The organism is Nonomuraea sp. IBHARD001 (assembly GCF_056106265.1).
Genome location: NZ_JBWBBW010000002.1, coordinates 2473284 through 2487015, shown reverse-complemented (window position 1 = coordinate 2487015; position 13732 = coordinate 2473284). Strand labels below are relative to the sequence as shown.

At 72.3% G+C, this 13732-nt stretch carries 8 protein-coding genes; 5 read left to right on the top strand and 3 right to left on the bottom strand.

Annotated elements, in window-relative coordinates:
- Positions 1-30: 30 nt before the first annotated feature.
- Positions 31-2886 (top strand): AfsR/SARP family transcriptional regulator, encoded by a 2856-nt coding sequence (locus tag ACTWNK_RS13545; RefSeq protein ID WP_474304276.1) that lies wholly within the window; start codon positions 31-33, stop codon positions 2884-2886.
- Positions 2883-5741, top strand: coding sequence for an AfsR/SARP family transcriptional regulator (locus ACTWNK_RS13540; protein ID WP_474304275.1), 2859 nt, complete (start codon positions 2883-2885; stop codon positions 5739-5741). Before ACTWNK_RS13545 ends, ACTWNK_RS13540 begins: the two co-directional genes overlap by 4 nt.
- Here ACTWNK_RS13540 and ACTWNK_RS13535 read toward each other — a convergent pair.
- Positions 5674-7143, bottom strand: a complete 1470-nt coding sequence (locus ACTWNK_RS13535) for a helix-turn-helix domain-containing protein (RefSeq protein ID WP_474304274.1) — start codon at positions 7141-7143, stop codon at positions 5674-5676. The genes ACTWNK_RS13540 and ACTWNK_RS13535 overlap by 68 nt on opposite strands.
- Before the next feature lie 93 nt (positions 7144-7236).
- Between ACTWNK_RS13535 and ACTWNK_RS13530 the strand changes: the two genes are divergently transcribed.
- On the top strand, positions 7237-9435 hold the full coding sequence (locus tag ACTWNK_RS13530) for a molybdopterin cofactor-binding domain-containing protein (protein ID WP_474304273.1): 2199 nt from the start codon (positions 7237-7239) through the stop codon (positions 9433-9435).
- Positions 9436-9474: 39 nt separating this feature from the next.
- The gene (locus ACTWNK_RS13525; protein WP_474304272.1) at positions 9475-10854 is read left to right on the top strand and encodes an NCS2 family permease; all 1380 of its coding nucleotides are present in this window, start codon (positions 9475-9477) and stop codon (positions 10852-10854) included.
- A gap of 6 nt (positions 10855-10860) precedes the next feature.
- On the opposite strand, the gene ACTWNK_RS13520 is transcribed toward ACTWNK_RS13525, so the two are convergent.
- Complete coding sequence (locus tag ACTWNK_RS13520; RefSeq protein WP_474304271.1) at positions 10861-11988, bottom strand: excalibur calcium-binding domain-containing protein; 1128 nt, start codon at positions 11986-11988, stop codon at positions 10861-10863.
- A 275-nt stretch (positions 11989-12263) separates the two neighbouring features.
- Positions 12264-12959 (bottom strand): DUF3105 domain-containing protein, encoded by a 696-nt coding sequence (locus ACTWNK_RS13515; RefSeq protein WP_474304270.1) that lies wholly within the window; start codon positions 12957-12959, stop codon positions 12264-12266.
- Between the two features lie 132 nt (positions 12960-13091).
- Here ACTWNK_RS13515 and ACTWNK_RS13510 point away from each other — a divergent pair, with 132 nt between their 5' ends.
- Entirely contained in the window at positions 13092-13715 is a 624-nt protein-coding gene (locus ACTWNK_RS13510; protein ID WP_474304269.1) for a DUF305 domain-containing protein, read from the top strand.
- Positions 13716-13732 lie beyond the last annotated feature (17 nt).

Below are 13732 nucleotides of genomic sequence, written 5' to 3'. Positions count from 1 at the left end.
GACCGGATCCGCGGCCTACGGAGGTAACGATTGACCGATGAGAGCACGTACACCGACGGCCTTCTGGTGTCCCTGCTCGGGCCCGTCACCGCGACCAGGGATGGTGAGGAGATCGCGCTGGGGCCGCCCAAGCGCCGTGCCGTGCTGGCCAGGCTGGCCGCCGATGCCGGGCGCGTCGTCACGATGGGGCAGCTCATCGACGGCCTGTGGGACGAGAACCCACCCAAGACCGCCGAGCAGAGCGTCTACACCTATATCGCCGGGTTGCGCGCGGCCTTGGAGCCGGCGCGCACCGCGCGTTCGTCCTCCGCGGTGCTGAGCGGCACGGCCAGCGGCTACAGCCTGCTGCTCCCACGTGAGCGGATCGACTCCCTGGTGATGCGGCGGCGCCTGGAGCGGGCGGGCACGGCCAGGAGTCTGGGCGACCACGCCGAGGCGGTCGGCGTGCTCGACTCGGCGCTCGGGATGTGGCGGGGCCCGACGCTCAGCGGGGCCTCGGGGCCGTTCGTCGAGATGGAGCGGGCCCGCCTGGACGAGCTCAGGCTGGACGCGGTCGAGCACAGGGCGGCGTCGCTGATCGAGCTGGGGCGGCACGCGGAGGTCCCGCTCGAACTGATGGAGCTGTGCGCGCGTCACCCGTTGCGCGAGCGGCTGCGCGAGCTGCTCATGACCGCGCTGCACCTGGTCGGCCGCCGGGCCGAGGCGCTCGCCCTGTACCAGGACGGGCGCAGGCACCTGGTCGAGGAGCTCGGCACCGAGCCGGGCGAGGCGTTGCGGCAGTGCCACGAGCGCATCCTCAGGGACGAGGCGGGCGCGCCCGAGCCTGCGGCCGAGGAGGAGGCCGAGCGCTGCGACGTGCCGCGCCAGCTGCCGAGGGATCTGCGGACGTTCGTCGGCAGGGCCGAGGCCAAGGCCGTGCTGACGGCGGCGCTCGCCCCCTACGACGGCTCGCCAGCGCAGCCGGTGTCGGTCATCTCGGGATCTCCCGGGTTCGGCAAGTCGGCGCTGGCCGTACATGTCGCCCATGCGGTGGCCGACCGTTTCCCCGACGGCCAGTTGTTCGTCCGCATGCACGGCGGCACGCCCGGTATCACCGCGTTGACGCCCTGCGAGGTGCTCGGGCGGCTGCTGCGCTCGATCGGCGTGCCCGCCTCGGGGGTGCCTGGCGACGTGGACGAGGCCGGTGCGATGTGGCGCAGCAGGCTGCACGGGCGCAGGGTGCTCGTCGTGCTGGACGACGCCGCCGACGCCGCGCAGATCAGGCCGCTGCTCGGGGCGCCGCTCGGCAACTCGATCATCGTGACCAGCAGGGAGAGCCTGGCCTCGCTCGACGACTGCGCACGCGTGCGCATGCGCCCCCTGTCCTTATCCGAGGCGGCGGCGATGCTGGCCGCGCTCGCCGGTCCCGAGCGCGCCGACCCGACCGCCGCCGACACCCGCGACCTGGTACGGCTGTGCGCCGGACTGCCGCTGGCCCTGCGCATCGCGGGGGCGCGGCTGGCCGAGCGGCCCGACTGGGCGGTGCGCGACCTGACCGCGCTGCTGGAGGACGAACGGCGCAGGCTGACCGAGCTCATCGTCGACGACCTCGCCGTACGCACCGGCCTCGTGTGCGGTGTGGAGGCGTTGGAGGCGAGCGGTCTGGCCGCCGACAGGGCGGCGGCGCGTGCGCTGCGGGCGCTCGGGCTGCTGCGGGTGCTCGACGTGCACGCCGACGGGTTGGCCGCCCTCCTGGGCGTGAGCCGCGCCGAGGCGCAGGCGGCGCTGCGGCGGCTGACGGCCGCGAACCTGCTGGAGGAGGGCGAGTCCGGCCGCTACCGCTTCCACGATCTCATCAGGCTGCTGGCCGCCGAACTGGCCGAGCACGTCGACGACTCCCTGGCCTGCCTGCTGCGGGCGCTGCGCCACTACACGCGCCTGGCCAAGTCGGCCACCGCCCTGGTCTACCCCCATCGCACGCCGCTCGACGACGCCGTCGAGGTGGTGCCGGGGCTGTTCGCGGACGCGGCCGAGGCGGAGGCCTGGCTGGACGGCGAGGAGCACAATGTGATCGCGGTGGCCGTCCAGGCGATGACGCACGAGAACGAGGAGCTGGCCAGGCTCGGCGAGTCAGCCGCCGCCATCCTCTTCTGGCGCCTCGAGCACGCCTACCGCCCCGCCGACCTGCTGCACATGAACCAGGAGGCGCTGAGCCTGGCCAGGCGTCTGGGCGACCGGCGCATGGAGCTCAACGCCCAGGTGCAGATCTCGGCCACCCTGATGTGGCAGCGCGAGTACGTCGAGGCGATCGCCAGCCACGAACGCGAACGCGAGCTGGCCAGACGCATGGGCTATCCGTTCGGTGAGGTACGCGCGCTCGGCAATCTGGCCAACACCGCACGCAAGGCCGAGCTGTTCGAGGAGAGCATCCACTACGCCGAGGAGCAGTGGAGCATCGCCAGGCGGATCGGCGCCGTGGTCGGCGAACGCCACGCGCTGATGATGATCGGCCTGGCCCTCATCGAGCTGGAGCGTTACGAGGAGGCGGCGCAGCCGCTGGCCCAGGCCCTCGCCATGGCCAGGGCGGCGGGCGACCCCACGCACCAGTCCATGACGCTGGCGGCGATCGGCCACACGCACATCGGCATGCGGCGTCCCGCTCTGGCCGTCGAACCCCTGCGGGAGGGGTTGGCGCTGTCGGAGGCGGCCAAGGCCGGAGGGCTCAGACTGACCTGCCTGGTCCTGATCTCCAAGGCGTTCCGCCAGCTCGGCGAGCTCGACAGCGCGCTGGCCCACATCGACTCGGCCATCCCGCTCACCGACGACGTGCGCGACGGCGTGTGGGACAGGCTGGCCTTCGACGAGCGCGCCGCGATCAGGCACGCGCGTGCCAGGATCCAGGCATGAGCGCCTCCCCCGGCCTCCGCGTCCTGCTGCTCGGCCCGGTCGGCGTGGCCAGGGGCGGGGACGTCCTCGCGCCCGGACCCCCGAAGCAGCGCGCGGTCCTGGTCAGGCTCGCGGCCGACGCCGGTCGCGCGGTGCCTTTGAGCCGGCTCGTCGACGACCTGTGGGGCGAGAGCCCGCCGCGTTCGGCCGAGCAGAGCGTCTACACCTATGTCTCCGGGCTGCGCGCCGCGCTCGAACCCGGCAGGGACCCGCGCTCGCCCTCCGCCGTGCTGCCGGGCGGTGTGAGCGGCTACACGCTGATGCTCGGCGCCGACCAGGTGGACTCGCTGCTGTTCCAGCACTACCTGGCTCAGGCGGGCGCGGCCGTGAGCGCCGGTGACGACGCCGAGGCGGCACGGCTGCTGACGCTGGGTCTTGAGCTGTGGCGGGGCCCGGCTCTGCACGGCACGTCCGGCCGCTTCGTCGAGCTGGAGCGCGCCCGGCTCGGCGAACTGCGGCTCGACGCCGTCGAGCGGCGGGCCGGGGCCTTGATCCGGATCGGCGGCCACGAGGAGGTGGCGCGGGAGCTGCCCTCGCTGTGCGAGCTGCATCCGACCCGTGAGCACATGCGCGAGCTGCTGGTCGACGCGCTGCGCATCTGCGGGCGGCGGGCCGAGGCGCTCGACGTGTACGAGGACGGGCGCAGGCTGCTCGCCGACGAGTTCGGCACCGAGCCGGGCGAGGGCCTGCGGCGATCCTACGGACGCCTGCTCAGGGACGAGAGCTCCACCGCACGTGAGGTGCCGCGCCAGCTGCCGCGAGATCTGCGCTCGTTCGTCGGGAGGGCTGCGGAGGTGGCCGTGCTCCGCTCGTCGGTCACCTCGCGGGCCGGGGCGCTGTCGGTCGTATCGGGACCGCCCGGTGTGGGCAAGACGGCCCTCGCCCTCCATGTGGCCCATGCGGTGAGCGAGCACTTTCCCGACGGGCAGCTGCTGGTCAACCTGCGCGGGGCCACACCGGGCCTGGCGGGGATGACGCCGGGCGAGGTGCTGGGGTACCTGTTGCGCTCGATCGGCGTGGCGGCGGCGGCCGTGCCGGGCGACCCGGAGTCGGCCGCAGGCATGTGGCGCGAACGGGTGCGCGGACGCAGGATGCTCGTCCTGCTCGACGGCGCCGCCGACGCGGAGCAGGTGGCGCCCCTTCTCGGCACACCGCACGGCAATGCGGTCATCGTGACCAGCAGGGAGAGCCTGGGTGCGATCGGCGCGTGTGTGCGGCTGCGCGTCGCCCCCCTGCCGGTCGAGGAGGCGACCGCCATGCTCACCGCGCTGACCGGCGACTCCCGCACGGCGGCCGAGGCGGACACGCGGCGGCTGGTACGGCTGTGCGGCGCGCTGCCGCTGGCCCTGCGCATCGCCGGGGCCAGGCTGGCCGACAGGCCGGAGTGGACGGCGGGCGACCTGGCCTCGCTGCTGGAGGACGAGCAGCGCAGGCTCAACGAACTCCAGGTCGAGGACCTCGCCGTACGGTCGAGCCTGCTGTCCGGCGTGCAGGCGCTCGATCGGAGCGAGCAGGCGCGCGATCGGGCGGCGGCACGTGCGCTGCGGCTGATCGGGCTGCTGCGGGTGCCCGATGTGGACGGCGCCGTGATGGCCGCGCTGATGGACGCCGACCCGGCCGAGGCGCGGGAGGCGCTGGGGCGGCTGGTGTCGGCGAACCTGCTGGACGTGAGCGAGAGCGGCCGTCACCATCCGCACGACCTCATCCGGCTGGTGGCGGCCGAGCTCGCCGCGCAGGAGGAGGCGGACGTCTCGCTCGCCGCGATGACGCGTGTCATGCGGTACTACTCGCGGCTGGCCAAGTCGGCCACCGCACTGCTGTATCCGCATCGCACGCCGCTCGAGGAGACGATCCCGGTCGAGCCCGGCCTGTTCCCCGACGCCGAGGCGGCCGACGCCTGGCTGGCCGCCGAGGAGCACAACATGATCGCGGCGGCCGGGCAGGCCATGGCGGAGCAGGACGAGACGCTGGCCAGACTGGGCGACGCCACGGCCACGAGCCTGTACTGGCGTGTGGAGTACATCCACGTCCCCACCGACGCCTACCGGATGGGCATGGAGTCCCTGCGCCTGGCGACCCGTCTCGGCGACCGGCAGATGGAGCTCAATGCGCTGGTCCAGGTCTCCACCACCCTGGGACGCCAGGCCAGGTACGCGGAGAGCATCGGCTACCTGCGGCGTCAGCGGGTGCTCGCCCAGGAGATGGGGCACCGGTTCGGCGAGATGCGGGCGCTGGGCAATCTGGCGTTGACCGAGGTCAAATCCGAGCACTACGAGCAGTCGCTGGGCCACTCGCGCGAGCAGGCCCGCCTCGCCAGGCAGATCGGCTCGGCCGTCGGCGAGCGCTACGCGCTGTTCATGACCGGTGTGGCGCTCGTCGAGCTCGGCCGGTACGAGGAGGCGCACACCACGCTCGGCCGGGCCCTGGACATGGCCGCCTCGGTCGGCGACGCCACCCATCAGGCCATGGCGTTGAACGAGATCGGCAGGCTGCTCGTGTGTCTCGGCAGGCCCGGTGAGGCGCTCGCTCCCCTGCACCAGGCCGCCGCGCTGGCCCGCGAGGCCAAGGCCGTGGGCGTCGTGGCCGGCTCGATGCTGCGCCTGGCCACGGCCCATCGCCACCTGGGTGAGCTGCCGGCCGCGCTGTCCTGGATACGCCAGGCCCTTCCGTGGACCGACATGGAGCGCAACACCCTTGAGGACCGGCGGGTGCTCGGCGAGCATGCCGCGATCCGGCGGGCGATGAGCGTCAGTCCACGCGGAGGGCCAGATAGAAGTCCACCCGGTCCGACATCGTGGACAGGTCGCGGCCGGTGAGCTCCTCGGCGCGTCTGATGCGGTAGCGGACCGTGTTCACGTGGACGTGCATGCGTTCGGCGCACGCGTGCCACGACCCGGCGCAGTCCAGGAACGTGCGCAGCGTGCGCAGCAGGTCGGACTGGTGGCGCCGGTCGTAGTCGGCCAGCGGTCCGAGCAGCCGGTCGGCGAACGAGCGGCGTACCTCGTCAGGCACCGTGGCCAGCAGCAGGGCGTGGGAGTAGATCTCGTCGCTGGTGGCGACGCCGCCGTTCCTGGCCTCGGCCAGGGCTCTGGCGTGCCCGGCCTCCTGGACGCCACCCTTGAGCGCCCCGGCTCCGGCGAGCGGTGCGCTGAGCCCGATCGCCACGCCCGCGCCGGGCAGCGCCGCCAGCACCTCGGCCCCGGCGCGCAGCCGGTCGGTCAGCGCCGTGCGGTCGCCGCCCGCCACCCGCAGCGGCGCCAGGGCCACGGCGCCGTCCTGGTACGGCACGGCCACGACGGCGTCGCCCAGCAGGTTCTCCAGCACCTGCCCGGCCAGCTCCCCGCTCCGGCCCGCGAGCACGGCGCTCAGCACCAGGTACGGTTCGGCGGCGTCGATGCCGCACGAGCGCAGCCCGGCGTTGAGCTCGGCCTCGCCGCCCGGCTCGGCGTGCACGGCGGCCAGCAGGTGCCCGGCCAGGCGGCGTTCGACCCTGCGCCCCTCCTCCATGCGGGCGCGTTCGAGTGCGACCATCGAGGCCAGTTCGTAGCCGAGGTCGGCCCGCTCCATCAGGTCGCCCTCGCAGGCGAGCGCCCATCCGGCCGCCCGGTGCGCGCGGCCCACGGGGAAGAGCGTCGTGCCGGAGGCCAGGCACGGCAGCCTGGGCGCGGCGAGGAAGGCGCGTGCCAGCCGTACCGGGTCGTCGGTGTGGCCGGCGACGAGGGCTCCGGTGGCCGAGACGACGGCGGCGGTGATGCCGAGTTCGGCGGCGGTGAGGGTGAAGAGCCTGGCCAGGCCGGCGCCGTCGGCCATGGCGGCGACGAAGCGGCGGTGCCTGCCGAGGTCGTCGCGCGCCGAGGCGACCAGGGCGGCGCCCGCGACCTCGGTGACGGTCCTGAAGGAGACCTCGACCGGCACGGTGAGCAGCGTGATGCCCAGCCGTTCGCAGGCTTCGACCAGGTCGGCGGGCACGTGGCCGAGCCTGGCGACGCCTGCGGCGACGGCGGCGACGCCCGCCGTGGCCAGGCTCTCGGCGAAGGCGGTGGAGTCGGCGGGCGAGGTGTGCCACATGAGCCCGGTGAGGACGAGTTCGCCGCCGCTCAGGTAGCGGGCCGGGTCGGGCAGGTCGGTGATGTGCACGGCGCCGAACTCGACGTCGGCCGGGCCGCACAGCAGCCGGAGCCGGAGCCGAGGATCGGAGAGAAGGTCCGAGATACGCACTTGGAGGAATATACAAGCGCCGGGAAGGACGCCTTGACCCGATTTCACGCTGTGGACATTGGAAGCGCGCAGCGGTGGTGTTGTACTGGCGAGGTGACACAGACCACCTCCTCACAACCACACGTCCCCGTGATCGAGGACGGCGTCGGCCACAGCGCACGCCGCCCCGACGCCGCGCTCAAGGTGACGGGTGAGTTCGCCTACTCCTCCGACCTGTGGCTCGACGACATGGTGTGGGGGGTGACGCTGCGCAGTCCGCATCCGTCGGCGTGGATCAGGTCGGTGGACGTGGGCCCGGCGCTGGCGATGCCCGGTGTGCTCGCGGTGCTGACGCACGAGGACGTGCCGGGCGAGAAGTACTACGGCCTTGAGCTCAAGGACCAGCCGGTGCTGGCCGTCGACCAGGTGAGGTACCAGGGCGAACCGGTCGCGCTGGTGGCGGCCGACCACCCGGAGACCGCGCGCAGGGCCGCCGCGGCGATCGTGGTCGAGTACGACGTGCGCGAGGCGGTCACCGACCCGAGGGTGGCCAAGGAGCGGGGCAGCCTGGTGCGCCACCAGCCGGTCAGGAAGGGCGAGGTGTTCGAGGCCGAGGTGGTCGTCACCGGCGACTACGAGGTGGGCATGCAGGACCAGGCCTTCCTCGGCCCGGAGTCCGGCCTCGCGGTGCCCGCCGAGGACGGCGGCGTCGACCTCTACATCGCCACCCAGTGGCTGCACGTCGACCGCGACCAGCTCGCCCCCTGCCTGGGCCTGCCGCCTGAGCTGGTGCGGCTGACGCTGGCCGGGGTGGGCGGCGCGTTCGGGGCGCGTGAGGACCTGTCGATGCAGGTGCACGCCTGCATGCTGGCGCTGCGCACCGGACGGCCTGTCAAGATCGTCTACGGCCGTGAGGAGTCGTTCTTCGGCCATGTGCACCGCCATCCGGCGATCATGCGCTACGAGCACGGCGCGAACGCCGACGGCACGCTGGTCTATGTCAAGGCCGAGATCCTGCTGGACGGCGGCGCGTACTGCTCCTCCTCCCCCGCCGTCGTCGGCAACGCGGCCTCGCTGGGCGTCGGGCCGTACGAGGTGGACAATGTGCGCGTCGACGCCTACGGGGTGTACACCAACAACCCGCCGTGCGGCGCCATGCGGGGGTTCGGCGCGGTGCAGGCGTGCTTCGGCTACGAGTCGCAGATGGACAGGCTCGCCGAGGCGTGCGGCCTGGACCCGGTGGAGATCCGCGTGCGCAACGCCGTGTCCCAGGGTTCGCGGCTGATCACCGGGCAACTGGTCGACGCGCCCGCGCCGCTGGCCGGGATGCTGCGCGAGCTGGCCGCCATGCCGATGCCGCAGGAGCGCCCCGACGAGGCCGACCTGCTGGCCCTGCCCGGCGGCGTCTCGCAGACCACACACGGCGAGCAGGTACGGCGAGGCGTCGGCTACGGCGTCGGCATCAAGAACATCTGCTTCTCCGAAGGCTTCGACGACTACTCCACGGCCAGGGTGCGGGTGGAGCTGGCCGGGGGCGAGCCGCACGTCCTGGTGCACACGGCGGCGGCCGAGGTCGGCCAGGGCCTGGTGACGATCCAGGCCCAGATCGCCAGGACCGAGCTCGGCGTCGAACGCGTCACGGTGGCCACGGCCGACACGGCGGTGGGCTCGGCCGGATCCTCGTCGGCCTCACGCCAGTCGTATGTCACGGGCGGCGCGGTCAAGGCGGCCTGCGAGGCTGTGCGCGCCAGGTTCGGCGGTCTGACGGCGAAGCAGGCGGTGCAGAGGTACGGCCCGATCGAGGAGACACGCGAGTACCGCCACCGCCCCACCCAGCCCCTCGACCCGGTCACCGGCCAGGGCGACTCCCACACGCAGCTGGCGTTGTGCGTGCACCGGGCCGTCGTCGACGTGGACGTGGAGCTCGGCCTGGTGAAGGTGGTGGCGCTGGACGTCGTGCAGGACGTCGGGCGGGTGCTGAACCCGCTGGCGCTGCAGGGCCAGATCCACGGCGGTTCGGCGCAGGGGCTCGGCCTCGCGCTGATGGAGGAGATCCAGGTGCGCGACGGCCGGGTGCTGAACCCGTCGTTCACCGACTACCTGATCCCCACGATCCTCGACATGCCGCCCATGCGCCTGTCGATCCTGGAGAACGCCGACCCGCACGCCCCGTACGGGCTGCGCGGGGCGGGCGAGCCGCCGACGTTGTCCTCGACCCCGGCCATCGCGGCGGCCGTGCGTGACGCGACCGGGGTGGCGCTGAGCCGGGTGCCGATCAGACCTCAGGACATCGCGCTGGCGATCTCTGGGTAGGAGCAGGTCATCCCCCTGTCGCACGAGGGGGGATGGACTGTGCTCGACAGGTTTTTCGAGCTGTCCGGCCGGGGCAGCACGCCGGGCAGGGAGGTGCGCGGCGGCGTCACCACGTTCATGGCGATGGCCTACATCATCCTGCTGAACCCGATCATCCTGGCGGGCGCGAAGGACGTGACGGGCGCCAGGCTCGACATCGGCCAGCTGACGACGGCGACGGCGTTCGCCGCGTGTGTGAGCACGGTGCTGATGGCGGTCGTGGGCAACGCGCCCTTCGGGCTGGCGGCCGGGCTCGGGCTCAACGCCGTGGTGGCCTACCAGGCGGCGCCGTACATGACGTGGGCGCAGGCGATGGGCCTGGTGGTGCTGGAGGGCCTGGTCATCATCGTGCTGGCGATCTCGGGCGTGCGGCAGTTGATCATGAATGCCATCCCGCTGGCGCTCAAGCACGCCATCAGCATCGGCATCGGGCTGTTCATCGCGCTGATCGGCCTGGTCGACGCCGGGTTCGTCACGCCGGGCGCGGGCACGCCCGTCCAGCTCGGCACGGCCGGGCACCTGGCGGGCTGGCCGGTCGCGGTGTTCTGCTTCGGGCTGCTGCTGATGATCGCCCTGTACGTGCGCAGGACCCCGGCGGCGATCCTCGTCTCGATCGTGGTGACGGCCGTGCTGGCCGTCGTGGTGAACTCGGTGGCCGACATCGACCCCAAGGCGTGGGGCGTGGTGGTGCCGACGATGCCCGAGTCGCTGGTCGCGGTGCCGGACTTCGGGCTGATCGGGCAGTTCGATGTGTTCGGCGGGTTCGCGACGGCGGGTGCGGTGACGGCGACGGTCGTGCTGTTCACCCTGGTGCTGTCGGGGTTCTTCGACGCGATGGGCACGATCATCGGGGTCAGCGACGAGGCGGGGCTGGTCGACGAGCAGGGGCGGGTGCCGAGGCTGGGCCGCATCCTGACCGTGGACGGCGTCGCGGGCGTGGTCGGCGGCGCTTCGAGCGCCTCGGCCAACACGGTGTTCGTGGAGTCGGCGGCCGGTGTCGGCGAAGGGGCGAGGACCGGTCTGGCGGCGCTGGTGACCGGTGGGCTGCTGGGGCTCACGCTGCTGTTCACGCCGCTGGCCGCCGTGGTGCCCGCAGCGGCCGCTGCGCCCGCGCTGGTGCTGGTCGGGGCGCTGATGATGACGCAGTGCCGCAATGTGCCGTGGGACGACCTGGAGCTGGCGATCCCGGCGTTCCTGACGATCGCCCTGATGCCGTTCACGTACTCGATCACCAATGGCGTGGGGGCCGGGGTGATCGCCTACACGGTGGTGAAGGCGGCCAGGGGGAAGTTCGCCGAGATCCCGTGGTTGTTGTGGGTGGTCTCGCTGATCTTCGCCGCCTACTTCGGGGTGACGGCGTTGCAGGAGGCGCTGGTGTGAGGCCGCTCAGGCGGGGGCGTCGACGTCCTGCGGGTCACAGGCGAAGCCGTCCTTGTCGGTGTCGGGGTACCAGGCGTACTGCTGGTGCGTGCCCTTGCTGTACGGGCCGCCGTACCCGGCCGCCCGGGCCGCCTGGCAGGTCGGGTAGCGCTGCTCGGCGCCGACGCGTTCGACGGTCGGCGTGGCCGTGGCCTGGGTGCCCGGCGTCAGGGCCGCGCCCGGCGTGACGGGGGCGCCGATGCCGCCGTCGGTGGGCGTGGCGGGCAGTGGGTCGGAGGGCACAGGGGCGGACGGCAGCGGGTCGGACGGGAGCGGGTCGGTGGGGGCGCTCGTGCCGATGGTGGGCTGCGTGGTGGGCTGCATGGTGGCCGAGGGGCCGAGCAGGCGTAGTTTCAGCTCCTCGGCCTTGTCCTTGGTGAGGCCGGAGATGCTCAGGCTGTCACCGGCGAGCGGCGAGCCGACCCGGGGGGCGGCCAGCACCACGTTGTCGACCAGGATCGCCATCTGCTCGTCGACGAAGTCGCTGGTCAGCGCCTCCATCTTGGGCACGAACGCGGGCGCGAGCGCGATCCGCACGGCGTAGCCGCTCTTGGCCTTGACCGTCTCGATCTTCTGTACGGCGGTGACGGCGAGCGCGTCCTCCAGCACGTAACAGGTGGACTGGGCCTGGTCGAGCGCGGCCTGCAGCCCGGGGCACGGCGCGGGCTTGGCCTCGGCGACGGGCGCGAAGTGGATGGGCGGGTTCAGGGCGATGGACCGGGGCTGGCCGCCGAGCGGTATGCCGGGGTTGCGGGTCATGAGCACGGCGATGGTGCCGAGCACGCCCGCCGAGACGATCACCAGGCCGAGTGCGACGATCAGGACGACGGTGGTGGCGCGGCTGGCCCCCGAGCGCGGCCCGGCCTTCTTGGGCTCGCTCTCCTCGCCGGTCTCGGTGACCGTCATGACCTTGGTCGTGGTGACGGCCTTGGCCTTGGCCTTCTTCACCTTCTTGGGCTTGCGCTCCGGTCTCTTGCCGAGATCGCCGCCGGGTGTGGGAGCCGCGTGCCTGCCGGGGGCCGCCGGTTGCCTGGCCGCGCCCGCTCCGGTCACAGCAGGCTCCGGGCCCTCCCCCGGAAACTGCGGCTTGCTCATCGTTGACCCCATCCTGACGTTGCTGGCAGGGAGCCTATCGAGGAAACCGGGGAGCGGCTTCGCACGCTCCGACACCCTGTCGGGAACCCGTGTCGAACGCTGACAGCGTGTCCCGCACCCCCGTGCGGAATACGGCGACCGGCGCTGTCCCGATGCCCGGCGTGGTCACGCCCAAACGTCGGCGGGCCGGGGCGTGCGCGCCTGTGGTGCAAGCACGACGATCCCGGGTCCTGCGCTGGACCCGGGATCGTCGGTGGCACGTCTTCGGCTGAGCCTCAGGAGGCCGGTGAGGCCGACGGCGAGGCCGAGGGCATCTCGGTGGTCGCCTGCGAAGGCTGCGGAGAGGGCTGCGGCAGCGGAGCCTGGTCCGCGGTCGTGTCGACTCCCTGGGTGCAGGCTGCGCCGCGCTCAGGGGTGTCGGGCCCTTCCTTGTACTTGGTGATGAACCTGGCCAGCTTCGGGTCGTCGGCGCTGGTCACCTTGAGCTGGTGGTTCCAGGCGCTGGCGACGATCGGCGTGGACAGGCCCTCCGACGGGCTGAGGAGCATGTAGTCCTTGGCCGCGAGCGTCTTGAGCTTGTCGAGCTCGGCCGCGGCCAGGCCGGGCTTGTAGGTGATCCAGACCGCCCCGTGCTCCAGCGAGTGCACGCCGTGCTCGTTGTGGATGGGCTTGTCGTAGATGCCACAGTTCTGCCAGTACGGGTGGTGCTCGCCGCCGACCGGCGGGCTCTCCTTGTACGTCACCTTGTCGGTGGTGTGCTGGCTGCCCACATACTTGGCCGTCGTCACGGCGTCGAGCGAGGTCTCGCTCGACTGCTTGATCATGTAGAAGCCGACCACACCGACGAGGAGCACGATCACAGCGCCTCCCGCACCCCACATGAGCAGTGCGGTGCGGCGTTCCTTTCGCTTCTGGTCGGCCCGCATCTTCGCCAGATGCTCGCGCCGAGCCTGCGATTTCTCCCTCGTCATCGTTCCTCCATCGGCATGCCAAGTCCGGGCCACCCTATGCCCTAGGGCCGTATGTGGAGAATAAGGGCAAGGGCCCGCTGGTATGGCATCGTGCGGCGTCTGGTATCCCACCCTGGGTACGCTGGGAAAACCATGGAAAAGCGCAAGCCACTGCTCATAGCGGGCGCGGCCGTGGCCGTCGTGGCCGCCGTGCTCCTGCTCCTGTTCGGCGGCAACGGCCCTCCGGCCGACGCCTCGCCCGAAGCCGGGTTCTCCCGCGACATGGGCCGCCACCACGCCCAGGCCGTCGAGATGGCCTTCATCGTGCGTGACGCCAGCCAGTCGCGCGACATCAGGAGCCTGAGCTACGACATCATCACCACCCAGACCGCCCAGCGCGGCATCTTCATGGGCTGGCTGCAGCAATGGGGTCTCGACCAGGCGACCGAACGGCCCGACATGGCGTGGATGGCCGGCCACGGGCACGGCGGCACCACCGAGGCGCCCGACGCGATGCCCGGCATGGCCTCGGCCGACGAGCTGACCAAGCTGCGCTCGCTGGGCGGCAAGGACGCCGAGGTGATGTTCCTGCAGCTGATGATCCGTCATCACGAGGGCGGTGTGGAGATGGCCGAAGGGCTGCTCAAGCTGTCCGAACGCGACGAGGTCGTCACCATGGCCCGCAATATCGTCGACGGTCAGACCGGTGAGATCGCCCTGATGACCGGCATGCTGTCGCAACGCTCGGCCAAGCCGTACGCGTCCATCCTGAAGTGATCGCCCGGCCGTGCGGC

What these genes read in the sequence shown, in the direction of transcription:
- ACTWNK_RS13520 (WP_474304271.1), bottom strand. Translation starts at nt 11,988, where the DNA reads ATGAGCAAGCCGCAGTTTCCGGGGGAGGGCCCGGAGCCTGCTGTGACC.
- ACTWNK_RS13515 (WP_474304270.1), bottom strand. Translation starts at nt 12,959, where the DNA reads ATGACGAGGGAGAAATCGCAGGCTCGGCGCGAGCATCTGGCGAAGATG.
- ACTWNK_RS13540 (WP_474304275.1), top strand. Translation starts at nt 2,883, where the DNA reads ATGAGCGCCTCCCCCGGCCTCCGCGTCCTGCTGCTCGGCCCGGTCGGC.
- ACTWNK_RS13510 (WP_474304269.1), top strand. Translation starts at nt 13,092, where the DNA reads ATGGAAAAGCGCAAGCCACTGCTCATAGCGGGCGCGGCCGTGGCCGTC.